This is a genomic window from Salegentibacter mishustinae (genome assembly GCF_002900095.1).
Classification (GTDB): domain Bacteria; phylum Bacteroidota; class Bacteroidia; order Flavobacteriales; family Flavobacteriaceae; genus Salegentibacter; species Salegentibacter mishustinae.
Genome location: NZ_LLKN01000002.1, coordinates 845,837 through 871,533, shown reverse-complemented (window position 1 = coordinate 871,533; position 25,697 = coordinate 845,837). Strand labels below are relative to the sequence as shown.

The 25,697-nt window shown below is 37.2% G+C and carries 21 protein-coding genes and 1 tRNA gene; 10 read left to right on the top strand and 12 right to left on the bottom strand.

Translation table 11 applies throughout. The features are described 5' to 3' along the window. The first annotated feature begins 33 nt into the window (after nucleotides 1-33). The 6 genes from APB85_RS06800 (at nucleotide 34) to APB85_RS06775 (ending at nucleotide 9,816) form a co-directional block, all read left to right on the top strand. Nucleotides 34-2,487: a DUF5686 family protein gene (locus APB85_RS06800; RefSeq protein ID WP_057482577.1), complete on the top strand. Its 2,454-nt coding sequence runs from the start codon at nucleotides 34-36 to the stop codon at nucleotides 2,485-2,487. A 78-nt stretch (nucleotides 2,488-2,565) separates the two neighbouring features. Continuing rightward, nucleotides 2,566-4,980 carry an efflux RND transporter permease subunit gene (locus APB85_RS06795; protein ID WP_057482576.1) on the top strand — a complete coding sequence of 805 codons (2,415 nt, stop codon included), beginning with the start codon at nucleotides 2,566-2,568 and terminating at the stop codon, nucleotides 4,978-4,980. A 67-nt stretch (nucleotides 4,981-5,047) separates the two neighbouring features. After that, nucleotides 5,048-6,490, top strand: a complete 1,443-nt coding sequence (gene asnS / locus APB85_RS06790; protein ID WP_057482575.1) for an asparagine--tRNA ligase — start codon at nucleotides 5,048-5,050, stop codon at nucleotides 6,488-6,490. A 212-nt stretch (nucleotides 6,491-6,702) separates the two neighbouring features. Next, the gene (locus APB85_RS06785; RefSeq protein ID WP_057482574.1) at nucleotides 6,703-7,572 is read left to right on the top strand and encodes an RluA family pseudouridine synthase; all 870 of its coding nucleotides are present in this window, start codon (nucleotides 6,703-6,705) and stop codon (nucleotides 7,570-7,572) included. A gap of 172 nt (nucleotides 7,573-7,744) precedes the next feature. After that, nucleotides 7,745-9,211: an RNA polymerase factor sigma-54 gene (gene rpoN / locus APB85_RS06780; RefSeq protein ID WP_057482573.1), complete on the top strand. Its 1,467-nt coding sequence runs from the start codon at nucleotides 7,745-7,747 to the stop codon at nucleotides 9,209-9,211. Then, nucleotides 9,211-9,816, top strand: a complete 606-nt coding sequence (locus tag APB85_RS06775; RefSeq protein ID WP_057482572.1) for a hypothetical protein — start codon at nucleotides 9,211-9,213, stop codon at nucleotides 9,814-9,816. The genes rpoN and APB85_RS06775 overlap by 1 nt, the downstream gene beginning before the upstream one ends. Here the strand turns inward: APB85_RS06775 and APB85_RS06770 are convergent. From APB85_RS06770 to APB85_RS06730, 9 genes are all read right to left on the bottom strand, one after another. Continuing rightward, a complete protein-coding gene (locus APB85_RS06770) occupies nucleotides 9,811-10,539 on the bottom strand; it encodes a porin family protein (protein ID WP_057482571.1) in 729 nt (242 codons plus the stop codon). The two genes, APB85_RS06775 and APB85_RS06770, sit on opposite strands and share 6 nt — an antisense overlap. 106 nt (nucleotides 10,540-10,645) lie before the next feature. Continuing rightward, complete coding sequence (locus tag APB85_RS06765; RefSeq protein WP_057482570.1) at nucleotides 10,646-11,128, bottom strand: ExbD/TolR family protein; 483 nt, start codon at nucleotides 11,126-11,128, stop codon at nucleotides 10,646-10,648. A 35-nt stretch (nucleotides 11,129-11,163) separates the two neighbouring features. Further along, nucleotides 11,164-11,775, bottom strand: a complete 612-nt coding sequence (locus APB85_RS06760; protein ID WP_057482569.1) for an ExbD/TolR family protein — start codon at nucleotides 11,773-11,775, stop codon at nucleotides 11,164-11,166. Between the two features lie 4 nt (nucleotides 11,776-11,779). After that, nucleotides 11,780-12,217, bottom strand: coding sequence for a hypothetical protein (locus APB85_RS06755; protein ID WP_057482568.1), 438 nt, complete (start codon nucleotides 12,215-12,217; stop codon nucleotides 11,780-11,782). A 14-nt stretch (nucleotides 12,218-12,231) separates the two neighbouring features. Then, nucleotides 12,232-13,035, bottom strand: coding sequence for a MotA/TolQ/ExbB proton channel family protein (locus APB85_RS06750; RefSeq protein ID WP_057482567.1), 804 nt, complete (start codon nucleotides 13,033-13,035; stop codon nucleotides 12,232-12,234). 78 nt (nucleotides 13,036-13,113) lie between these two features. Then, a tRNA-Ser gene (locus tag APB85_RS06745) sits at nucleotides 13,114-13,201 on the bottom strand. A gap of 72 nt (nucleotides 13,202-13,273) precedes the next feature. Beyond that, complete coding sequence (locus tag APB85_RS06740) at nucleotides 13,274-14,302, bottom strand: asparaginase (protein ID WP_057482566.1); 1,029 nt, start codon at nucleotides 14,300-14,302, stop codon at nucleotides 13,274-13,276. Further along, complete coding sequence (locus tag APB85_RS06735) at nucleotides 14,286-15,428, bottom strand: 1-acyl-sn-glycerol-3-phosphate acyltransferase (RefSeq protein ID WP_057482565.1); 1,143 nt, start codon at nucleotides 15,426-15,428, stop codon at nucleotides 14,286-14,288. Before APB85_RS06735 ends, APB85_RS06740 begins: the two co-directional genes overlap by 17 nt. 50 nt (nucleotides 15,429-15,478) lie before the next feature. Beyond that, complete coding sequence (locus APB85_RS06730; protein ID WP_057482564.1) at nucleotides 15,479-16,246, bottom strand: TatD family hydrolase; 768 nt, start codon at nucleotides 16,244-16,246, stop codon at nucleotides 15,479-15,481. A 52-nt stretch (nucleotides 16,247-16,298) separates the two neighbouring features. Between APB85_RS06730 and APB85_RS06725 the strand changes: the two genes are divergently transcribed. Then, nucleotides 16,299-16,736: a retropepsin-like aspartic protease gene (locus tag APB85_RS06725; protein WP_057482563.1), complete on the top strand. Its 438-nt coding sequence runs from the start codon at nucleotides 16,299-16,301 to the stop codon at nucleotides 16,734-16,736. A 350-nt stretch (nucleotides 16,737-17,086) separates the two neighbouring features. Here APB85_RS06725 and odhB read toward each other — a convergent pair whose 3' ends face one another. The 3 genes from odhB to APB85_RS06710 form a co-directional block, all read right to left on the bottom strand. After that, a complete protein-coding gene (gene odhB / locus APB85_RS06720; RefSeq protein WP_057482562.1) occupies nucleotides 17,087-18,364 on the bottom strand; it encodes a 2-oxoglutarate dehydrogenase complex dihydrolipoyllysine-residue succinyltransferase in 1,278 nt (425 codons plus the stop codon). A 63-nt stretch (nucleotides 18,365-18,427) separates the two neighbouring features. Continuing rightward, entirely contained in the window at nucleotides 18,428-21,196 is a 2,769-nt protein-coding gene (locus APB85_RS06715; protein WP_057482561.1) for a 2-oxoglutarate dehydrogenase E1 component, read from the bottom strand. A 216-nt stretch (nucleotides 21,197-21,412) separates the two neighbouring features. After that, nucleotides 21,413-22,387, bottom strand: coding sequence for a polyprenyl synthetase family protein (locus APB85_RS06710; RefSeq protein WP_057482560.1), 975 nt, complete (start codon nucleotides 22,385-22,387; stop codon nucleotides 21,413-21,415). A 144-nt stretch (nucleotides 22,388-22,531) separates the two neighbouring features. Between APB85_RS06710 and APB85_RS06705 the strand changes: the two genes are divergently transcribed. Genes APB85_RS06705 through APB85_RS06695 form a run of 3 tightly spaced genes read left to right on the top strand, consistent with a single transcriptional unit; the run spans nucleotide 22,532 to nucleotide 25,692 of the window. Continuing rightward, the gene (locus tag APB85_RS06705; protein WP_057482559.1) at nucleotides 22,532-23,149 is read left to right on the top strand and encodes a TetR/AcrR family transcriptional regulator; all 618 of its coding nucleotides are present in this window, start codon (nucleotides 22,532-22,534) and stop codon (nucleotides 23,147-23,149) included. Beyond that, entirely contained in the window at nucleotides 23,139-24,494 is a 1,356-nt protein-coding gene (locus APB85_RS06700; protein ID WP_057482558.1) for a TolC family protein, read from the top strand. The genes APB85_RS06705 and APB85_RS06700 overlap by 11 nt, the downstream gene beginning before the upstream one ends. A 22-nt stretch (nucleotides 24,495-24,516) precedes the next feature. After that, a complete protein-coding gene (locus APB85_RS06695; RefSeq protein WP_057482729.1) occupies nucleotides 24,517-25,692 on the top strand; it encodes an efflux RND transporter periplasmic adaptor subunit in 1,176 nt (391 codons plus the stop codon). Nucleotides 25,693-25,697 lie beyond the last annotated feature (5 nt).

The window sequence follows — 25,697 nt, the reverse complement described above, 5'->3', positions numbered from 1 at the left end:
TTCATCAAAATTGTTTAAAATCCAGAAAAACCTATGCGTTATTCGTTCTTGCTTATTTTTCTGCTTTTTTCAGGCATTAGCTTTGCCCAGCAAGAACTTCAAGGTAGGATTGTAAATGAGCAAACCGGTGAGCCCCTTGCCTACGCAAAAATGGAATACGAGAATAAAGAAAATCTAAGTAAAATAGATGGTAGTTTTTCTCTCAACCTAACAAAAGACAAAACCGAACTTACTTTTTCCTATATAGGCTTTGAACCTCAAAAATTTACAGTTTCAAAAGAGGTAGAATACATTAGGGTTAAATTAACGCCAAAGATCGAAGCGCTTAAGCCTGTAACTATTTCTTCTGAAAAAAATAAACCTGAAGCCATTATTAAAAATGCTATTGCGCTTAAACCGCAAAACGATCCTGAAAAAAGATTAAAAAGTTTCAACTTTAAAAACTATAACAAGTTTATAATAGATAATGAAGCCAATAAACTTGAAATGCAGAGCGACAGTACTAATTTTGAATTAAGCACTGTTATAAATTCGGGAGCCAGCTATTTTTCTGAAAAAATATCCAGATTTTATTTTTCCCAAAAACAAGGTTTAAAAGAAGAGGTTTTAGCTTTAAAAAATGCGGGATTTGAAAAACCCGTTTATGAGATCCTTTCCCTTTCTGTAAATCCGTTTTCGCTTTACCATAAAGATTTTAATATTTTTGAGACCGATTACGCAGGGCCGCTTGAGAAATCGTCATTTAAAAATTACGATTTTAAAATTCTTGATACCACTTCTTCTGCCCGGCCGGCTTATGTTATCTATTTTAAACCAAAAAGGCAACGCGCGGTCGCAGGCTTAGAAGGAATACTTTATTTAGACACCCAATCTTACGCAATTCAGCAGGCAAAAGCACAACTTTTAGGAGCGGTAAAACTGGAAATAGACCAGGAATATCAATATTTTCCTGAAAAAAAATTATGGTTTCCAAAAACGCAAAAAACAACAATTCGTCCGGGAAATGGCGGCAAATCTATTTCAATCTTCGGCGGCATGATCTCTTCCGGAACGCTGCAGAAGAAAGAATCAATTCTTAATAATATTCTCGCCCCGGGAAAGACAGATCCTAATTTATACCTAACCACCACGAGCACCAATTTTGATATTCAGTTGAATTCTGAAGAGAGCTTGAATACTTCAGCAGAAATTGTGGTAATACCCGAAGCTAAGTCCCGCTTGGAGGATTTTTGGCAGAAAAATAGAACTGAAGCCTTAAGCAATCAAAATAAAATTACCCAGGAAAGAGCCGAACGGCTTATAAAAGAAAAAGAAATTGAAGAGCAGATTAGCTTTAAAAATTCGATCTCTTCTGGATATTATCCCGTTGGTTTTTGGGATTTTTCACTGGGAAAATTCTTTAAATTCAATAATTACGAAGGAATCAGATTAGGCTTTGGCGGAAAAACCAATAAGCAGATTTCAGATGATTTCAGTTTAAACGGCTATTTGGTTTATGGTACAAAAGATGAAGTTTTTAAATATAATTTAGGGACTTCAATTTATCTTAATAAAGCAACCGAAACCGATCTCAAATTCAATTATACCCGGGATATTGTAGAAACCGGAAGCTTCCATTATTTACAGGGAAAAAATGAATTTTCTATTGTAGAACCACGTTTTGTAAATATTAATTTCTTTTACGAGCATCGTACCATAAGTAGTGGCTTAACACATAGATTTGGTTCAGATTTCAAAACAGAATTTCGGCTTTCTAAAAGTGATATTAGTCAAACCCGGGATTATAGTTTTCTTTTAAACGGCCAGGAATTTTCTGAATACATCCTTTCAGAAGCTACATTTTCTTTCTTATGGCGACCATTTGCTAAATTTTTAAAGACACCAAATGCTACTAAATTAATAGAAAAAGGCTATCCTAAATTTACAGGACAGATCACGAAAGGGTTTTCCGGAGTTTTTGGTGGAGATTTCGATTATACCAAATTTGGACTTTTGGTAGAACACGAAATAAAAAGACTTAACCAATCAAGAACCGAAATCATCCTTGAAGGTAATTATGCCACAGGCGAAGTTCCGCTTACACATTTATTTCATTCTCTACCCAACAGTCCCAGTCGGAATGGTATTCTCAGCAGGTTTTCAGTAGCAGGAAGACGCAGTTTTGAAACCATGTATTACAATGAATTTTTTAGTGATAAGCAAGCGATGTTACATATTAAGCATCAATTAAGACCTATAAATATTCACCGGTTAGTTCAGCCGGAACTGGTTTTTATCTCGCGTCACGTCATTGGAGATATTAGTAATCCCGAAAGGCATAGTATTCCTTTTAAAAGTTTAAAAGAAGGTTATCACGAATTTGGTATAGAATTACAAAAGATAATTTTAGGATTTGGCCTGGGAGCTGCCTATCGCTACGGACCTTACAGTTTGCCTACCTTTGATGAAAATTTCGCCTTTAAATTTACTTTTCATTTAGATATTTAAGTCGGCGCTACTTTAATCTCTTAAAGCCTGATAAATAGGCTTCCTTTTTATACCTTTGCGCTCGCTTAAACCCTTCTCATGGCCAAGATTTTTAGTTTCGGATTCTGGAACTCGATTGCGCGATTAATTTTGCGTAATAGGATAATTATACTTCTACTTATTGTTGCCACTACAGTGTTTTTTTCTACCCAGTGGAAAAATATGCGCTTTTCTTATACAGAAGCTAACCTGTTACCAGACGATCACGAAGATAATATTGCCTATAACGAGTTTTTAGACAAATTTGGAGAAGAGGGAAATGTTGTGCTTCTGGGAGTTAAAGACTCCACGCTTTTTCAACCTGAAAACTTCCAGGCCTGGAAAGAACTTACCAAAAAACTAGAGGCATATCCTGCAGTAGAATATGCGATTTCTGTTAGTAACCTTCAACAGCTAAAAAAGTTTGAAGATCCCAGCCGGTTTGAAATGGTTCCTTTTATTTCTGAAGAAAACCCTACTAAAGAAGAACTTCAGCAATATCAAGACGAGCTTTATAACCAATTACCTTTTTACGAAAACCTGGTTTATAGTTCTCATTCTAATACGGTACAGTCGGCGATCTATATGAATAGGGAAATTGTAAACTCTAAAGAGCGCAAAACCTTTGTTTTAGAAGAGTTACAGCCACTTATCATCAATTTTGAAGAAAAAACAGGCATAGATGTAAAAGTTTCCGGGATGCCTTATATAAGAACATTAAATGCCCAAAATATTATTGACGAAATTGGGCTTTTTATTCTTGCAGCACTGGCGGTTACCTCACTCATTTTCTTTTTCTTTTTTAGATCTATTCGAGCAACTATTATTTCAATGATCACGGTTTGCATTGGCGTTATGTGGGCCTTTGGAGTAATTGGTTTACTGCATTACGAAATTACCGTGCTTACGGCCCTTATTCCGCCGCTTATTATTGTAATAGGAATTCCTAATTGCATCTTCCTGATAAATAAATACCAACAGGAAATAAAGAAACACGGTAACCAGGCAAAATCATTACAACGTGTAATTACTAAAGTGGGAAATGCCACCTTAATGACCAATATTACCACGGCTTCGGGCTTCGCAACATTTATACTTACCGATAGTACTTTATTGAAGGAATTTGGTATTGTGGCCTCCATTAATATCGTTGCCATATTTATTCTAAGCTTATTGATAATTCCTGTTATCTACAGTTATATGAATATGCCGAAACGCAAACACCTAAAACACCTTAATAAGCGCTGGATTAGTGGTTTTGTGAACTGGATGGAGCAAATGGTAAGGCATCATCGCATTAGCATCTATATAATTTCAATTATGCTCCTGGTAGCGAGTATAATTGGAATTTATACCATAAAAATATCAGGAAGTCTACTGGAAGATATGCCAAAAAATGCAGAGTTTTTTCAGGATATTAAATTCTTTGAAGCGGAATTTGACGGCGTGATGCCTTTAGAAATTTTGGTAGATACAAAACGGAAAAACGGCGTGCTAAAATCGGCTACGCTCAAGCGGATGGAAGAACTGCAAAATCATCTTGCCGAAATTCCAGAGTTCTCCCAACCTATTTCGGTAACACGACTTGTAAAATATTCTAAACAGGCTTTCTATAACGGCGAGGCTAAATATTATCAATTACCGAGTTCCCAGGAACAAAATTTCATTATGCCTTACGCTAAAGGCTTTTCTTCAAACGATAACTTATTGAGCTCTTATGTAGATAGTACCGGCAGATACGCCAGGATCACCACTTATATGAAGGATGTGGGTACCGACAAAATGGAGGATTTGGAAGAAGATCTTTGGCCAAAGATCAATAAGATCTTTCCTGAAGAACGCTACGAAGTTTCTATGACTGGGAAGGCTCTTATTTTCCAGAAAGGAACTAACTATTTGGTAAAAAATCTTGTGATCTCCCTTTCCCTGGCCATCTTATTAATTGCCCTGCTTATGGCGTGGATGTTTAGATCATTTAGGATGATAATTGTCTCCCTGGTTCCTAACTTGTTGCCACTGTTAGTAACAGCGGGAATGATGGGCTTTTTAGGGGTTCCAATAAAACCTTCTACGATCCTTGTTTTTAGTATCGCTTTCGGGATTTCGGTAGATGATACGATTCACTTTTTAGCGAAATACAGGCAGGAACTAAAAGCCAATAATTGGAAAATTAAACGTTCGGTTTATGCGGCCTTACGAGAAACCGGCGTGAGTATGTTCTATACTTCAATCGTGCTGTTTTTCGGGTTTTCAGTATTTATGATCAGTAGTTTTGGTGGAACTGTAGCTCTTGGCGGACTCGTTTCGGCAACCTTACTTTTCGCAATGCTTGCTAATTTATTATTGTTACCTTCTTTGTTGCTTTCCCTTGAAAAGAATATTGCTAATAAGGAAACTTTAAAGGAGCCGGCAATGAAAATTATAGATACCGATGAGGATGAAGCTGAAATTGAAAAAGAAGAATCTAAAAATTAATAAAAACCGGCTTGCTTTGCAGGCTGAAGCGGAAAAATTATATTTGTTTTTTTAAAATCTTACATAAATGATACAAGCAAAAATTGCTGAAATATTAGACAGCAATCAATTCCTACAGGAATTTGAGGTGAACGGCTGGGTACGTTCTTTTAGGAGCAATCGCTTTATTGCCTTAAACGATGGTTCAACCATCAACAACCTGCAATGTGTAATAGATTTTGAAAATTTTGACCAGGACGAACTAAAACGAATCACCGTTAGCTCGGCGATTTCGGTAAAAGGTACGCTGGTTGAAAGCCAGGGGAATCAACAACGAGTTGAAATTGAAGTAAAAGAATTTAAAATTCTTGGAGATGCGAATCCAGAAGAGGTAAAACTTACCATTCTTTCGCCAAAACGCCATAGTCTTGAAAAACTGAGAGAACAGGCTCATTTAAGAGTACGCACCAATACTTTTGGCGCCATTATGCGTGTACGTTCTAAACTGTCTTTTGCTGTGCACAGTTATTTTCAGCAAAATAACTTCCACTATGTAAACACACCAATTATTACCGGAAGTGATGCCGAAGGAGCCGGCGAAATGTTTAGGGTGAGTGCTTTAGACATGGAAAACCCACCAAAGAAAGAAGACGGCAGTATTGATTTTAGTGAAGATTTCTTCGGAAAAGAAACCAATTTAACCGTTTCGGGACAATTAGAAGGAGAAGCTTACGCAATGGGACTTGGGCAGATTTATACCTTCGGACCTACTTTTAGAGCCGAAAATTCCAATACTTCGCGTCATTTAGCTGAATTCTGGATGATAGAGCCAGAAGTTGCTTTCTGCGACCTTGATGGCAACATGGATTTAGCCGAAGATTTTATAAAATATGTATTGAAATATATTCTAGAAAACTGCAAGGACGATCTTGAATTTCTAGACAAGCGTTTCAAAACTGAAGAGGAAGCCAAGCCAAAAGCAGACCGTAGTGGAATGGGCTTAATGGAAAAACTTCACTTTGTAATAGATAACAATTTTAAAAGAGTAAGTTATACCGAGGCTATCGAAATTCTTAAAAATTGCAAACCTAACAAGAAAAAGAAATTCAACTATATCATTGAAGAATGGGGTGCCGATCTGCAAAGTGAACATGAACGCTTTTTAGTGGAAAAACACTTTAAATGCCCGGTAATTTTATTCGATTATCCCGCAAACATCAAAGCTTTCTATATGCGTCTTAACGAAGATGGCAATACTGTAAGAGCTATGGATATTCTTTTCCCGGGAATTGGGGAAATTGTGGGTGGCTCCCAAAGAGAAGAGCGTTTAGACGTACTTAAAAGCAAAATGAAGGAGTTAGATATAGACGAAAAAGAATTGTGGTGGTACCTGGATACTCGTAAGTTTGGAACCTGTGTACACAGTGGTTTCGGACTTGGGTTTGAAAGACTGGTTCAATTCGTAACCGGAATGGGGAATATACGGGATGTAATTCCTTTCCCCAGAACTCCGCAAAACGCCGAGTTTTAGGATATTTCAAAACCTCACAGGCTTTCAAAACTTGTGAGGTTTTTTTATTCCTCTGCACGGCATCCTGAATTTATTTCAGAGCTTGCTCCGAAATTTATTCGGAGATCTAATTTGATTAAAAATTTAAATCACGTTAGAAGCTAAAACAAGTTCAGCTTGACGAAACGAAACCTAGAATCTTAGAAAGCTTAGTTAAAAAAAGCCCACAGCCATTGAAAATCAAAGAAACCCATATTGTTCCTGCAATAACTGAAAAGATCAGGTTACAGGAATACGCGGTTTCCATATTTGCTTCCCTTCCCACTAAAAGTTCGCTTAAAAAAGTTTTAAAAAAAGAACTTATCTTTTTAGACGGACAACCAGCAAAAACTTCAGACTGGATTAAAGAAGGCCAAAAAATAGAACTTCTTGAACCTGAAAAACCGAATAAGAAAGTTTTCACCTTAAAACTAGAAGTTATTTTTGAGGATGAATATCTCGCGCTTATTCATAAACCAGCAGGGATTCCTACCAGCGGAAATTATTTCAAAACTATTACCAATGCCCTACCTTTTAATTTAAAACCATCAAATCAAAAAGATGCTTTGCCGGCTCCTTTGCCAGTACATAGGTTAGACAATCCAACTTCAGGAATATTATTAATTGCAAAAAGTAAAGCTGCTCAGGTGGTATTAAATAGGCTTTTTGAAGAAAAGAAAATCATAAAAAGTTATCACGCTTTAGTTTTCGGAAATATCTCAGACACTCTTCTCCTGAAAAATCCTATTGAAGAAAAAAATGCTGAAACCCAGATAGAAGTCATAGACAATTTTCAATTTAAAAATGAGAAATTAAGCCTGGTAAAAGCATTTCCCAAAACAGGAAGAACGCATCAAATTAGAATTCATTTAGCCGAAAATGGTAATCCAATTGTAGGTGATAAATTATACGGCAAAACTTCAGAAAACATAAAAAAAGGCGGCCTGTTTTTAGCAGCTACGGGTTTAGAATTCATTCATCCTGAGACTAAAGAAATAATGAATTTTGAACTGGAACTTCCTAAGAAATTTAGAGAAATTAAGAATTCAGCTAAGGATACTTAACAAAATTTTACCACAATCATTTACTGTGCCAAAGGCTGCATAGCTTTGTTTTGCCTATTTTTGTAGTAAACTATCCTGATAATTTTCGGGAGTACTGTGTGAGACAACAAAGCTTTCAACCCGGCGTTGAATAAAGTAAATCTCACTTAGTAAGTAAAGCAAAATAAGTTTTATGCTTAAACAGCAACTAAATCTCAAATTATCCCAGAAGCTTTCTCCGCAGCAAATACAGCTGATGAAGCTTATACAACTTCCTACGCAAGCTTTTGAGCAGCGTATAAAACAGGAGCTGGAAGAAAATCCTGCGCTGGAAGATGGTAAGCTGGAGACCAAGGATGAATATGAGGAATATGAAGATGATTATAATGAAAGAGATCGGGAAGACGAAGGAACCGAATCTATTGAAGCGGAAATTGATGTTGATGAATATCTAAGTGACGACGAGGTACCTAATTACAGGCTACAAGCGAATAATTATAGCCCCGACGATGATGAAAAAAGTGTTCCTTATGCTTCAGGAACTTCATTTACTCAATATTTAACCACACAATTAAGTACTCTTAGGTTTGATGAAACCGAAGAGAAAATAGCTGCTTTCCTTGTGGGAAGTGTAGATGAGAGCGGCTACCTGAGAAGGGAATTGCAGGATGTTGTAGATGATCTTGCTTTCACCCAAAATATTTATACCGATGAAGACTCGGTAGAGAAAGTATTAAAAAAGGTTCAGGAACTGGATCCGGCGGGCGTAGGAGCAAGATCTCTTCAGGAATGCCTACTTATTCAATTAAGGCGAAAAGAGCCCACTAAGGCTGTAGAATTAGCCGAGGATATCCTTGATCGCTCTTTTGACCAATTCAGCAAAAAGCATTACACCAAAATAATTTCCAGGCACGATATTTCTGAAGATGAACTTCGGGAAGCCATAGATGTTATTGAACATCTAAACCCAAAACCGGGCGGTTCTTATTCCGGAAATACAAGAATGGTAGAACACGTAATTCCAGATTTTACTATAAAAATTGTTGATGGAGATCTAGAATTAAGCCTTAACGGAAGAAACGCTCCGCAAATGCACGTTTCCCGTGATTATAGCGATATGCTAAAAGGCTATAAGGAATCTAAGGAAAAAACTAAAGCCCAGAAAGATGCGGTAATGTTTATAAAACAGAAACTCGATGCCGCAAAATGGTTCATTGAAGCTATACAACAAAGGCAGCAAACCTTAATGGTAACAATGAGTGCTATTATGAACTACCAGAAGGAATATTTTCTCACCGGGGACGAGCGTAACCTTAGACCAATGATCTTAAAGGACATTGCAGATGAAATAGAAATGGATGTTTCTACGGTTTCCCGGGTAGCCAACAGTAAATATGTTGACACTCCTTACGGAACCAAACTCATTAAAGAATTCTTCTCTGAATCTATGAAAAACGATCAGGGCGAAGATGTTTCTACACGCGAGATAAAAAAGATCCTGGAAATGTCTATAGAAGAAGAAGACAAGCGCAAACCCCTTACCGACGAAAAACTTGCAAAAGTTTTAAAAGATAAAGGTTACCCTATAGCGCGCCGAACAGTGGCAAAATATAGAGAGCAATTAGATATTTCGGTTGCCAGGCTTCGAAAAGAGATTTAATGAGATTCCTTTTAAAAAGTGCTTCTTTTATTTTTCATCCGCTATGGCTACCGCTAGCGGGTAGTTTCTTGTATTTTATCTTTACACCAAGATTCTTTCCCGAAGGTGTGGTGCAGGCCAAATTACTGGCTATCGCCATACTTACTATTTTTATTCCTATAGTTTTCTATTTTTTACTGAAAAACCTCGGAAAAGCACAATCGGTTTTTTTAGTAGACGTAAAAGAGCGAAAATGGCCACTGATCTTTTATACTATTTTGATCACCATGGTTTTAAACCAAATTTTAAACGCCTATAATTATGCCGCCCTCTATTACTACTTTACCGGGATTCTTTTCGCTACAATAGTGGCCTTTGTGCTGGTGGTATTTAAACTCAAAGCGAGTTTACATATGATGGGTCTGGGTGGTCTTTTAGTATTTCTAATAGGGATAAGTCTCAATTTTAAAATTGATCTAACTTATACAATTAGCTTCCTGATACTTGCACTTGGTTTAACCGCTTCTTCAAGGATCTATTATAAAGCACATACCATTAACGAACTCGTATTGGGTCTTGCCTGTGGAATGATAACTCAAGTTATGGTATTAAACCTGTGGCTATAAAATATAGAACATAAGCCCAGCCCTAAATACAGAAATATCTATGGTCTCGCCATTTAACTGAGCATCTGGAAATAGAGAATTTAAACTATAATAAAGATGGAAGTTAAAAGTATTAAAGCCAAACGTAAAGGTTGCCCCCATCCGGAAACGATCTAATTCGGGAACCTCAGTTTGAATAACCTGGTTATCGGGCTGTACAAAATCACTTTTAAAATGATAGATATAACCAAATCTTAAACCGGTATAAATTCTCCAGAACTTATAAGTTTCGGCGGTAGAAGTACGCCAGCGAAATTCTAACGGCGCTTCAACGAGTTGTGTAGAAAACCTGTTGGTACTATAATCTATATCATTAGTTAATTCCCTAAAAATGCTTTCTCCGGCTTCATCTTCGCCAATAAAAAGATTTTGGCTATAGCTATTTAAAGACCAGCCTAAGCCAACTGCTATGGCAATATTTCTACGTTTATTAAGCGGGAAATCCCTGGTAAATCCTGCATGGATTCCTCCGGAAAAGCCTGATTGTGAAATAGCATCAGGTTTATTGCTTATAAGGTTAAAAGTTAAACCCACATAAAACTGATCTTCGCGATACAAACTATCAATTACCGAAGGCACAGAGTCAGGAATACTTTGAAGCCTATCCTCTTCTTCAGTTTGGGCCGCAAGAGGAAGACTAGATACTACAAATAAGCAAAAAAAGATTTTAAGTAATTTATTCATTTTTAAACCACAGGTATATTGAGTTTAAATATAAAAAAACATCCTGCCAAATATTTAAATTCAGACAGGATGTTTATACAGTTTTGAAAAAATGACCTATTGGTCTTTATTGCATATTTTGTAATGCTTCACCTTCTTTGGTTGTATAGTTAATTTTAAGAGCTTCAGCTTTTCTCAATTCTTGTTTGATATCTGAAACTAATCCCATATTTGTTTCCTCATCCACCTTAAGGGCAGTTGTAAGATATGGAATCAACTCTTCTCGCTTAGTTTCTCTTTCAGAAAAGATAAACTGCTGTACTTCACCAACACTGGCAAATTTATCGTTCAACTGAATCCTTGCTTCCTTACCAAAAGTTTGTTGGTATCTTGGGCTAGGTTTTCCAGCATAGATATACATAACGAGATCTTTCTTATCCAGTTTTTCAACCTGATCGGCGAATGGCAGTTTATTTTGTACCATTAACGTATTCTGGCGCATAACGGTAACAACCATAAAGAAGAACAGTAACATAAATACAATATCTGGTAAAGATGCTGTACTAATGGCTGGTTGCCCTTCGCTTTTTTTCTTTTTGAATTTAGACATAATTGAGTCTTAAATTTAAGTTTTAAATTAGGTTATTAACTCGTTGGTTCGGCTTCAGAAAGCTTCTGAGGAATCATATCTTTAATCAATTCAATTCTCTCTTTAAGCGTTTCTTTAGCACCCTCGCTTGTACGTGAGTCGTTATATTTAGCTTCCATCGCTGTAAAGCTTGTACCGAACAAACGTTGCGCTTCTCTATCTCTAAGTTGGTTATATGCCGCCACAAGTTCGTTTTGCACTGCGATATAAGTTCCATACTCGGTTCCCCGGTTATTTACCAAAGAGATAATAGCTTTTTGTGGGTTTACAGAAGAACTAGCATCTCCTGGACCCTGGCAGAAATCACAAGCTTCATCACCTGTTCCCCCACCATTATCGATAAATTCTACTGCGGCTTGTCGCAATTCCTCTATCTCCATCTCCTCATCTTCTACAAGTAACTGGTTATTACTGTTAACCAATACCTGGAAGATGTTTCTTTCTTTAATTACCGGTGGCTCCTGCTCTTCTGGCTGCCATGGGGGTAGTTTCCTACTAATCCCACTATCTGTCTCAATGGTTGTGGTTACCAAAAAGAAGATTAGTAGCAAGAAAGCAATATCGGCCATCGAACCGGCATTAACTTCTGGTGCTTCTCTTCTTGCCATAATTTTACTTCGTTAATTTTTTAACTCCGGAAATAACCATTGCTAAAATTGCAATTCCTGCAAGGATGTAGAAAGTTACCAAACCTGCACTAATCCAATGCGCTGCGCTAGCCGAAAGTATGTCTCCGTCCTTAAGCGTCATTTGAGATCCGTCAGTTACAAGGTAAGCTATTAAAATAACCGCCAGGAATGCTCCAACGGCAATTAGCGTGTTTTTTATATTTCCTTTAAACAGGCCTTTTATCACAAAGATTGCAACCAATACAAGAACAACCAGTAACACTAAATAAGACAAATACATTATTGGTGTAAGCAGACTATTCTGTAAATCGGCCGAGGCCTCTATAGCATCCGCGTCTTCGGCTAGGATCCTTCCTAAAAGGATAAGACCTACAACGCCTAAAACGATAGATACATATTTTAATATTTTATGTAAAGTCATAATTTAATCTGGTCTTAGATTCTTTTTTTGTTTTTGTAAGCTACCAACATATCGATAAGAGTGATAGATGCATCTTCCATATCGTTTACAATACTATCTATCTTAGCGATAATGTAGTTGTAAAAAATCTGAAGGATAATAGCTACGATCAAACCAAATACGGTTGTAAGAAGTGCCACTTTAATACCTCCTGCAACAAGAGATGGTTGCATGTCACCAGCTGCTTCAATTCTATCGAAGGCAGTAATCATACCAATTACAGTACCCATGAAACCAAGCATAGGAGCAATAGCGATAAATAAAGATAACCAGGAAACGTTTTTCTCTAATTGTCCCATTTGTACACCACCGTAAGCTACAACAGCTTTTTCTGCAGCGTCAATACTTTCGTCTGCACGATCCAGACCCTGGTAATAGATAGAAGCAACAGGTCCTTTTGTATTTCTACAAACTTCCTTAGCAGATTCTACACCACCACTATTTAACGCATCTTCTACGTTTCTAGCTAATTTCTTAGTATTTGTAGTAGAAAGGTTTAAAAAGATAATTCTCTCAATGGCAACAGCCAAACCAAGAATTAAACATAAAAGAACAATCCCCATAAATGAAGGACCACCTTCTATAAAACGTTTTTTAAGTTCCTGATGAAAACCAAGAGTTTCTTCCTCTGCCTCATCTGCGGCAGCTGCAGCCTCTTCATCCTGTACAAAGTTTACAATTGTTCCAGGTAATGTGTTAACATCATTGGCCGCATTTAGGTTTCCGGCTCCTAGCACCATCACCGCGGCGATTACCAAAATAGAAAATAATCTTTTCATTACTGTTTGTCTTAATTTAATTAGTTAAAGGGTTAAAGATATAAAAATAAATTTTTAATAAAAATATAATAATTTTTGCAGAGAGGAAGGGATTCGAACCCTCGATACGCTTGTGGCGTATACACACTTTCCAGGCGTGCGCCTTCGACCACTCGGCCACCTCTCTTTATTAACGTTCTTTAAACGGTGCGCCAAATAACGAAAAAAAATATAGTCCGTCAAGCATCTGCCGTTAATTTTATGACATTTCCCCTCTCAGGGAGGTTTCAAAGATAGTTTTAAAAACTTTTGGCGACAATTCTTTACCCAAAAGGTACATTAATTTTGCAACCGCAGCTTCAGTACTTATGTCTTTTCCTGAAACCACACCTATTTTTTTAAGTTGCACGCTGGTTTCATATTGTCCCATTACCACGCTGCCACCTATACATTGCGTTATATTCACTACAAATAATCCTTCTGAAATCTTTCTTTTAAGAATATCCAGGAACCAATCGTCACTAGGTGCATTACCGCTTCCGTAAGTCTCCAGCACTACTCCTTTTAAACCGGGTTTGGAAAGCATATACTCAACAGTTGCTGCATTTATCCCCGGAAACATCTTTAAAATCAATACTTCGTTATTAAAACCCGTATGTAATTTGGTTTTCTGTCTTCGGTTGGGACGCCAAAGTGCACTATGATTTACCGATAGATATACTCCAGATTCGGCTAAAGGCGGATAATTTAACGAAGCAAAAGCCTGAAAATGTTCTGCATTAATCTTTGTAGTCCTGTTAGCTCGATATAATTTATACTCAAAATAAAGTCCTACTTCAGAAATTACCGGTTTTCCATTTTTTTGTAAACCTGCGATTTGGATACTGGTAATAAGGTTTTCTTTAGCATCTGTTCTAAGATCTCCAATTGGCAATTGCGATCCTGTAAAAATAACCGGCTTGGTTAAATTCTCAAACATAAAACTTAGGGCAGAAGCGGTATAAGACATGGTATCACTACCGTGCAGTACAACGAAACCATCGTAAGTTTCAAAGTTTTCATTTATAGTATTTGCAACCTTTACCCAACATTCCACATTCATGTTAGAGGAATCTATAGGATCGTCAAAACTTAGCGTATCAATTTCGTGTTCCAGGATCTTTAACTCCGGAATATTTTGCAGTAATTCATCAAAATTAAAAGCTTTTAGGGCACCTGTATCGTAATCTTTGATCATCCCAATAGTCCCGCCGGTATAAATAAGCAGGATCTTAGCTCTTTTCTTCATAAAGTGCTTCTTTATTAATTACCGGGTTTGCATACATTAATAAATAACTATTTAGCTCCAGGGGATTTTTAACATCTACCCTTCGGCTAAGGCGACGTTCAAACTGCCTTTTTTCCTTATCGGAATATTTACCGGCATAAGTTTCTGAATTCTTCAGCAAATCGAATGCGATATAATTGGCGGGCCATAATTTGTAATTCTTATAAATATGCTCGTCAATTTTTGAAGCCACCGCTTTTAACTGCGCATTTAAAGAAGAATGATCTTTCTCAATTTCATCAAAAACTTCTTTCCCTAATACTTCTCCTGCATTAATATGAATACGCCCTTTATTCCCCATTGCACCTTGCATAATAGAGTTGAAATCTTCGTTAGCAGATTTTACATATTCCTCTTTCATTCTTTTAGCAAGAATTTCAGGCATTTTTAGAATATCGGTAGGATCAAATTCATAGGAAATCGCCACCGGAACAATTTTAAGTTCAGCAAAATATTCGGCCAGGCTTTTTTTGCCTTTGGCCATTCCCAGCATTTTTAATACACCTTGTTGTGTGTAATCGCTTCCATCTTTAGTTCTACCTTCTCTTTGCGCCATCCAAACCGAACGACCATCTTCCAGAAGCAATTTTTTAATATATTCTGAAAGCACCATAGAACTCTTCAACATTTCCCGAGGGCTAATTCCACGCTTTACCAGGAAATTCCGGTTTAAACGGGACAAAGCCATCAAAAAAGGTTTCTGCACCAAATTATCACCAATAGCTGAAGCCGTCATGATAAGGTCCTGCTCATACAGCGTAGTATTTAACAGGCAAGTATCGAGAATAATATCCCGATGATTGGAAATATAAAAATAAGGCTTATCGCTATCTAATTTATCAAAACCATCGTAAGTAAGTCCTTCGGTACTTTTTTCAATAACTTTTAATACCGAATTATAGATTACTTTGGTTTGAAAATCTCTAATAGAATGGCATTCCTCTAATATGGCAGCAATTTCTTCTGAATCCTTATCGGGAAAAGTGAATTGCAAAAGGGTTTTCACCATAGGGTGCCTCATAAACTCTGCCAGGGCAGGTTGCACCTCATCATCTTTATAAAACCTTATATCTTCGAATTCTTTCACGCAAAATTATGTTAGCTAGGCAAATGAACAAATTTTAATTTTAACCTCCTTTATATCCCAAATATATCTTTTGAATTTTGGGTGGTTACCTCGGCAATTTCAGCCAGTGGTTTTTGATAAATTTCAGCAATTTTTTCAGCTACCTTTAATAGGTATTCCGGTTGATTTCTTTTTCCGCGGAAAGGCGACGGGGATAAATAAGGCCCATCGGTCTCCAGAACAATTTCTTTTAAAGGAATTTCATTCAGAAATTTATCTATTTTTCCGTTTTTGAATGTTACAACTCCGCCAATCCCAAGTTTCAGATTATAAGAAAGTGCTCTTTTGGCTTGTTCGAGATTTCCGGTAAAACAGTGGAAAATCCCAAAAAGATCGTCACTTTTTTCTTCTTCCAAAATCTCAAAAATCTCATCAAAAGCTTTCCTGCAATGAATAACAATGGGAAGTTTATGCTTTTTTGCAAGTTTAATTTGTCTTCTAAAAGCTTCCTGCTGAATTTCTAAAGTGCTTTTATCCCAATGCAAATCTATCCCAATTTCTCCTACAGCATAAAACCTGCGTTGTCCAAATTGTTCTTCAACGTGCTTTAATTCATCTTCAAAATTCTCCTGAACGTGAGTTGGATGCAAGCCCATCATTAGAAAAACATTCTCGGGATAACGGGCTTCCAAATCATACATAGACTGGGTAGTTTCAGAATCTATGGCCGGAAGAAAAAATCTTTCAATATTCTGCTTAAAGGCATTTTCTATTAGCTCATCCCTGTCATCTTCATAATCTTCACTATAAAGATGTATATGTGTATCGGTTAAAATCATAAAAGCAAAAATAATTTATTTTGAAGACCTATCTTTGTGAAAAACACAAAGAATGTCATCTTTAAAGAAATTGCTTAAAGAAAAAGGATTTAAGCGCATAAAATTAAAATATACCAAAACCCAACATCTAGAACTGGTAGCCAAAATTAATAATATTGAAGGCAACTTTATCCTGGACACCGGTGCTTCCAGCACTTGCGTAGGTCTTGAAGCCGTAGAACACTTTAAGCTTCTTGCCGAAGACAGTGATATTAAAGCGGCCGGGGCAGGGGCAACAAACATGCTTACGCAAATTGCGCAAAAGAATCGAATAGAAATTAAAGGCTGGAAAAAGAAAAAAGTAGACCTTGTACTTTTTGATCTAAGACACGTAAACGAAGCCCTTATAAATCACGAAGCCGAAAAGGTGCACGGGATAATTGGCGCCGATCTTTTAAGGAAAGGAAAAGCTGTTATAGACTATAAAGCTCCTGCACTTTACTTAAAATAAGATTTTGGAAAGGGGAATTATCCCCTTGACCGGCCACTGCATTCTATCTAAGTTTGAGGTATTAATGTTAGTATAATGCCTGGTGTGTCAAAAAATAAAACTCAAAACAGCTTCCTTTATATCTTATTAGGGATCTTTGTGATATGCGTTTTATTCTTAAACATTTTGAATTTATTATTATTTTAATCCCTACAGAGAGTTCATTTCTGCGAGCCTTGCCTCGAAATTTCAAAAATTATTCCTCACTTCACACCTCTTGGGCTTACTCCGAGGTTCTTGATTTTGTTATTTGTGGTATCAAAAAAAAGCAGCCAATTGGCTGCCTTTTTTGTTTTTTGATGATCGATAATCTAAAGCTCAAGCGCTCTTTTCACATCGTTATCCATCAATAATTCTTCTGGGTTTTCTATAGCTTCTTTAATAGCCACAAGGAAACCTACAGATTCTTTTCCATCAATAATTCTATGGTCATAAGAAAGGGCTACATACATAATAGGACGAATCTCTACGTGACCATCTATAGCCACCGGACGCTCTACAATATTGTGCATCCCTAAAATTGCACTTTGTGGAGGATTAATAATTGGAGTAGAAAGCATAGAACCAAATACTCCACCATTGGTTATGGTAAAAGTACCTCCAGTCATTTCATCTACTGTAATTTTTCCGTCACGAGCTCTTAAAGCAAGGCGTTTCACCTCATCTTCAACACCTCTGAAACTAAGATTTTCAGCATTTCTGATTACCGGCACCATCAAACCTTTTGGCCCTGAAACTGCAATACTAACATCCTGATAATCAAATGTTACCTGGTGATCACCATCTATCATAGAGTTCACTCCGGGATACTGCTTTAGTGCTCGCACTACCGCCAAAGTAAAGAAAGACATAAAGCCTAAACTTACCCCGTGTTTCTCTTTAAATTCCTCTTTGTATTTTTTTCTAAGATTGAAGATAGGCTGCATATCTACTTCGTTAAAAGTAGTAAGCATCGCGGTATCATTCTTAACTGAAACCAAACGAGAAGCCACTTTTCTACGAAGCATAGACATTTTCTTCTTAGACTCGCCACGTTTTCCTTTACCCGGGCTACCCATAGAAGCTTTAGCCTGAACCGCATCTTCTTTAGTGATACGACCATCTTTTCCGCTTCCTTCTACATCTTTTTTATCAATTCCTTTCTCATCAAGAATCTTTTTCGCTGCAGGAGAAGGACTTCCTTTTGCATGAGAATCCTGTTTCTGAGAAGGAGTTGAAGATTTTGAAGGCTCTTCGGTTTTAGCTTCTGCTTTATCCTTATCTTCTTTCTCTTTTTTATTTGAAGACTCATCTTTAGAATCTTCTTTACTGTCTTTAGATTCTTTTTTATCATCACCTCCACCTGGCTTTTCAGCTTCAGTATCGATTAGACAAACCACTTCACCTACGGCCACAGCATCACCTTCTTCGGCTTTAAGCGTAATAATTCCGCTTGCTTCAGCTGGAAGTTCCAGGGTAGCTTTATCACTATCCACTTCGGCAATTGCCTGATCTTTTTCTACGTAGTCGCCATCTTCAACTAACCACTCGGCTATTTCAACTTCGGTTATAGATTCCCCCGGAGAAGGAACTTTCATTTCTAAGGCCATGATCTTTGTTTTTATTTAAAGTTTCCGCCAGGCGAAAACATTGGATTCGTTATTTATAATTTATTAATTCTCTACTGTTTTGTCAAAAACACTTGCAATCACTTTTTCGTGACGTTTCTTAAATCTTACAGAACTTCCGGCAGCCGGAGAGCCATAAAATTTTCTACTACAAACTCTAAAGTTTTTAGCTTCATCAAAATGCAATAACATATGCCCGTAAGCGCCCATATTTCTAGGTTCTTCCTGAGCCCAAACTACATCATCTGCATTTTTATATTTCTTGATCGCTTTTTTCATTTTTTCAACTGGAAGCGGGAATAATTGCTCCACACGTACCAGCGCCACATCATCACGATCATTTTCTTCTTTAAATTCCAATAGATCGTAGTAAAACTTCCCGGTACAGAATACCAGGCTTTTTACATCTTTAGCCTTCGCTTTTGGATCGTCTAGCAATGGCTGGAAACTTCCTTCAGCAAAGTCTTCTTTAGTTGAAATCACTTTAGAATGTCTCAATAAACTTTTTGGTGTAAAAATTACCAAAGGTTTTCTAAACCCGGCTTTCATCTGCCTGCGTAAGATATGAAACATATTGGCTGGTGTAGTAACATCTGCCACATACATATTATCTTTAGCACAAAGCTGAAGAAAACGCTCCATTCTTGCCGAAGAGTGCTCTGCTCCCTGACCTTCGTACCCGTGCGGTAAGAAAAGCACTAATCCGTTTTGTAATTTCCACTTATCTTCTGCCGCAGAAATATACTGATCTATCATTATTTGTGCTCCATTTACGAAATCCCCAAACTGGGCCTCCCAAATGGTAAGCGTTTGAGGGCTCGCCATTGCGTATCCATAATCAAACCCCATCACACCATATTCTGAAAGCGGGGAGTTATACACGAAGAAATCGCCTTCCCTGCCTTCTATATTATTATGTAGAATAATTTCTTCTTCACTATCTTCTACTTTTACAATAGCGTGACGGTGAGAAAAAGTTCCTCTCTCACTATCCTGACCGCTAATTCTAATATTAAAGCCTTCCTTCATTAAGGAACCATAAGCAAGATGTTCGGCCATAGCCCAATCCAGCTTATTATCTTCGAAGTAAAGTTTATTACGAAGGTCTATGATCTTTTTCACCTTTCGCATAAATTTTTTATCCTCCGGAAGTTTCGAAATGGCATCGGCTACCTTATCAAGATCTTCCATCTTGTAAGTAGTATCCAACTCTTTCATCATTTCATCTTCATACACATTCTCAAAACCTTCCCACTCATCTTGCATAAAAGGCGTGATCTTCGTGGTTTCTTCTTTTCGAGAATCCTCCAGTTTTTCTTCCAGAGCAGCTTTGTACTCTTCTTCTAATTTAGTGAGATAATCATCGTCTATGATATTAGAAGATTTAAGCTTTTTAGCATAAATATCCATCGCATTTTCGTGCTTGGAAATAGCTTTATATAACTTAGGCTGGGTAAATTTAGGCTCATCACCTTCATTATGCCCATATTTTCTGTAACCTAATAAATCTATAAATACGTCTCGCTTAAATTTCATTCTGAAATCTAGCGCAAATAAAATTGCGTGAACCACAGCTTCGGCATCATCAGCATTTACGTGCAATACAGGAGAAAGGGTTACTTTCCCTACATCTGTACAATACGTTGAAGAACGCCCATCAAGATAATTTGTGGTAAACCCTATCTGGTTATTTACTACAATATGAATGGTGCCACCGGTTTGATAACCTTCCAACTGGGCCATTTGCACCACTTCGTAAACTACTCCCTGTCCTGCAATGGCGGCATCGCCATGAACAAGAATAGGAAGCACTTTCATATTATCACCTCCGTAATGCCTATCTTGTTTGGCGCGAGTAATACCCTGCACCACCGGCCCTACCGCCTCAAGGTGAGACGGATTTGGGGCAATATTGATATTGATTTGTTTTCCATTATCGGTTTCACGGCAAGAGGTCCAGCCCAGGTGATATTTAACGTCACCGTCAAAAATATCCTGTTCGTAATCTTTTCCGTCAAACTCGCTAAAAATATCTTTAGCACTCTTACCAAAGATATTGGTAAGCGTATTTAGACGCCCCCGGTGAGCCATACCCATCACGAAGTCTTTTACTCCATAATCGGCTGCTTTTTCTATAAGGGCATCTAAGGCTGGGATTAAACTTTCTCCACCTTCCAGTGAAAAACGCTTTTGCCCAACATATTTTCTATGTAAAAATGATTCAAAAGAAACCGCCTGATTTAATTTCTTCAGGATTTTCTTTTTCTCATCATCACTAAAGTTGGGATGATTTTCATTCTTATTTAATTTATCCTGAATCCATTGAATTTCTTCCGGCTTACGAATAAACATATATTCGATCCCTATAGATTCACAATATACTTTTTCAAGATGGGTTACAATATCTTTTAGACTGCTTGGTCCAATACCTAGCATATCTCCCGCATTAAATTTGGTATCCAGATCGCTTTTCTCCAGTCCAAAATTCTCGATATCTAAGGTTGGCCGGTATTTACGACGCTCCCTAACCGGGTTCGTTTTTGTGAATAAGTGCCCGCGAGTTCGGTAACCGTCTATAAGGCGTATAACTTTGAATTCCTTAATTACGTGCTCGGGAATTTCTCCCTCCTGAAAGTCTACAGGAGCTTCTTCCATAGTTTCCGCAGAAACACCGTTCTGTTGCATTCCAAAGTCGAAACCTTGAAAAAAAGCCCTCCAACTGGGCTCTACACTATCGGGGTACTGGAGATATTGGTCGTATAATTCGGCGAAATATGCCGTATGCGCAGCATTTAGAAATGAAAATCTATCCATAAGTTGAAACTAATGTTTCTTTTGAGTATAAAACAAGGCAAAAATACAATTTTTAGAAAAAACAGCCTGCAGTAAACTATATATTTATCTTATGAATTATAAGAAGTTTAACATAGTAAAAACTTCAGGAAGTGGTTAAAAATGTGTATTGATTGCAAATCTAACAGGTGTAAGCCTCTAAATATTAAGAATTTCTCAATCTGATTTTACTAAAATTTAGACCGTGCGATTCATGAGCATTTCACCAAATTGCCTTAAAGGACGCTTTTTCTCTTCAGAAATATCAATTTCATCCAATACTTTAAAAGCTTTTTCAGTGTATTTTTCTATTTCGCGTTGAGTTAAAGCTGCGGCCCCACTATTTTCAAAAAGGGTCTTTACAGCTTCAATTTTCCCGGAAGTTTCAGCAGGATTAATGGTATACAAATGCTCTAATTGTTGCGCCTCGCTTTTCCCCGAAGCCTCCAGAGATTTTAAATAAAGAAAAGTCTTTTTATTTTCAATAATATCCCCACCGGGTTGTTTCCCAAAAGTCTCAGGATCTCCAAAAGCATCCAGGTAATCATCCTGTAGCTGAAAAGCAATTCCTAATAAGCGCCCAAATTCATAGACTGCCTCTTTACATTGTGTAGAAGTATTTGCCACAATAGCTCCCATTTGTAACGAAGCTCCTACAAGAACTGCTGTCTTGTATTCTATCATTTTTAGATAATCTTCGATAGCTACATCGTCTCGGGTTTCAAAATCTATATCATATTGCTGACCTTCACAAACCTGCATCGCGGTTTTGGTAAATAATCTCGCCAATTCCTTAAAGGTATCACCATCATAATTCTCAAAAAGCTGGTAGGCATTTATCAACATGGCATCACCAGATAAAATTCCGGTATTGATATCCCAACGCTCGTGCACGGTTTCTTTACCACGGCGCAAAGGGGCATCATCCATAATATCATCATGAACCAAAGAAAAATTATGAAATATCTCTATAGCAAGCGCAGCATCTAAAGCTTTTTTATAGTCGGCTTCAAAGATTTCAGTAGACATCAACACTAAAACCGGTCTTAGACGTTTCCCACCCAGGCTAAGAATGTAGCGCATAGGTTCATAAAGATTTTCAGGCTCTTTCACCTGAACTTTAAGATCTAAATATTCCTGAAAAGCTTCTCTATATTGAGAAATAGACTTCATACCAAAAAAATTTTCCGGCTAAAATACATAATCGAACGTATTTCAAATTCTTTAAGCAAGTTAAATTATCTTAAACCTTGGAAACTTTTCTTGTTTTATAAGTTTCCCTGACTTAGTTTTGCATCCAATTTTAATGAAGATGAAGTGAAAGAAGCAATTCAAAATACAGCCACCAACCTTTTTTTAAGACTGGGCTTTAAAAGTGTAACCATGGATGATATCGCCGAAGAGATGGGGATATCAAAAAAAACCATATATGCACATTATAGCAATAAATCCCAGCTTATTGAAGGTAGTGTTTGGCAATTAATGGAAGAAATTAATACGGGAATAGAATCATTGCGCGCTCAAAACTTAAACCCTATTGTAGAAAATTTTGAGGTAAAAGTATATGTGCAACGCATGCTTAAAAATGAAAAGACCTCACCCCAATTTCAGCTTAAAAAATACTATCCAAAAATCTATAATACTATAAGCAACAAAAAATTTGAAGTTGCACAACGTAGCATAATAGATAACCTGGAACGCGGTATTAGAAGTGGTTACTATCGCTCTAATATTTCAATTTCTTTTGTAAGCAGGCTTCATTTTGCTGGTATGTTAGGCGTTAAAGACAAAAACCTGTTTCCTGAAGACGAATTCAGCAATAATAAGCTTATGGATTATTTATTAGAATACCATTTGCGAGCTATTTGCACCCCAAAAGGACTGGAAGTTTTAGAAGATTTATTAACCAAGAATAAAGTGAAAAATGAAATTTAGATACCTGTTAATTTTACTGATTTCCATAAGCAGTATAGCCCAGGAAACTCCTCAAGATTACAGTTTTTCTATGGAGGAAGCCATAAAATTTGGGCTGGAGAACAATTACTCCTCGGTAAATGCGCAAAAAGATATTGAAATTGCGCTCAAGCAAAAATGGGAGATTATTGCCCAGGGTTTACCACAGGTGAGCGCTACGGCAGATTATCAAAATTACCTTAAGCAACCGGTTACCTTACTTCCCGCAGAAATTACAGGCGGTGAGCCCGGCACCTTTACCCCTGTAACTTTTGGAACACAGCAAAATGTAAACGCCACAGCCACCTGGAACCAGCTAATTTTTGATGGTTCTTATATAGTAGGTATCCAATCGGCCAGAACTTTGCTTCAGATCTCTGAAAATGCAAAAACCAAAACCGACCTCGAAATAAAGAAAGCTGTAATTAATGCCTACGGAAATGTTTTACTGGCGGAAGAAAATGTAGCGATTCTTGAAAAAAACGTAGAAAACGTACAAAAGAATTACGACGAAACGAACGAGATCTATAAAAACGGGCTGGCAGAACAAGAAGATGTAGAGCAGCTTGAAATCACCTTGCTTAACTTAAAAAACAACTTAAGCCGAAGCAAACGTATGCGTGATATCGCTTACGAAATGTTCAATTTAACGCTTGGGATTCCTGTAGAAATACCGGTTAATCTAACCGAAGAACTGGATAACCTGGCAATGGAATATTTTGACCTGGAACTCTTACAAAAGGAAATTCCGGTAGAAGAAAATATAGATTACCGTATTGCTGCAAACACGGCAGAATCTCGTGAAATTGAAGTGAAACTGGAAAAATCTAAAGCACTTCCCTCTTTAACCGGGTTTTTAAATTATGGGGTACAGGGCTTCAGCCAGGAATTTACTTTTCTTAATGAAGACCAGGAATATTTTGGACAGTCTATTTTAGGCGTAAGCTTAAATATTCCAATTTTCAGCAGTGGTATGCGAAGCTCCAGGACGCAGCAAAAACAAATTGCCTATGAACAGGCGATGGTAGAACTGGAACAAACCGAAAATGAAGTAAAACGCCAAATTAATTCTGCTAAAAGCGATTATGAGTTTAGCCTGGAGAATTATCAAAATCAAAAGAAAAACCTTGAACTCGCAGAAAGGATAGAGAACAAGAATCAAATTAAGTTTTTTGAAGGAATTGCCAGCAGTTTTGAGCTTAGTGAAGCCCAGCGCCAACTTTACCAGGCACAACAAGACTTTTTACAATCTATGCTTGACGTAATAACTGCTAAAGTAGAATTAGAAAACCTGTTGGACACTAGAAAATATAACAATGAAGATTAAATACACCCATCAAATAACAACAATGAAAAAGTTAGCTGTTTTATTAAGTATTCCGCTGTTATTGCTTTCGTGTGGAAATAATGAAGAAGGAAAATCTATAGAAGAACTTATAGAGAGCGAAAACCTCTCGGAAATTAGAGCCAGAAAAACAGAATTAAGCAAGAAGCAAAGCGACCTTACTCAAAAGCTGGATAAACTGGATCAGGCTATAGATCGGTTAGACAAAACGAGACGTTTAGATTTGGTAATGATCCAGGAGATCAATGATACCCTTTTTAAACATTACGCCGAAGTACAGGGTGATGTAGCAACAGATGAAAACATTGTGGTTTACGCCGAATTTTCTGGAATCCTGCAAGACTTGCGCGTAAAAGAAGGAGAACAAGTAAATAAAGGACAGGTCCTTGCTAAAATAGATGACGGCGGACTTTCGAGCGAATTGGCCCAATTAGAAACTCAGGCTACCCTGGCAAAAACCACTTTTGAACGTCAAAAGCGTTTATGGGAACAAAATATTGGGTCTGAAATGCAATACTTAGAAGCCAAAACCAATTACGAGTCTATGCAAAATTCTGTAAACAGGTTAAAATCTCAATTAGACAAAACTATTGTGAGAGCACCTTTTAGCGGAATTATAGATGAAGTACTTACCGAAGAAGGAGAAGTAGTAAACCCGGGGCAAAGTCAGTTATTTCGCTTAGTGAGTTTAAAAAATATGTATGTAGAAGCTGACGTGCCAGAAGGTTATTTGAACAAAATAAACAAGGGCACCGAAGTACTTGTAGAAATTAGTTCTTTAGGCCGTGAGTTTGAAGGAGAGGTAAAAAGAGTTGGGAACACCATTAATCCTAACAACCGTTCCTTCAGCATTCAGGTTGCGGTACCTAATGAAAACGGGATGCTTAAACCTAACCAAATTGCTACCCTTAAGCTCAATGATTATACCGCAGAAAACGCTGTAATTATTCCAGAGAATGCTTTGCTTAAAAACGCACAGGGTGAAAGCGTTGTGTTTATCCTTCAGGAAAAAGAAGAAGGTGAAGACAATATAGGTATTGCGAAAAGACAAATAGTAAAAACAGGTTATACCTATAATAATAAGATAGAAATAACTAGCGGGCTGGAAACCGGAGAAACACTGATCGTAGAAGGTGCCAAAAACCTTAGAGATGGTCAGGAAGTTAAAATAAGAAACTAAGCTAC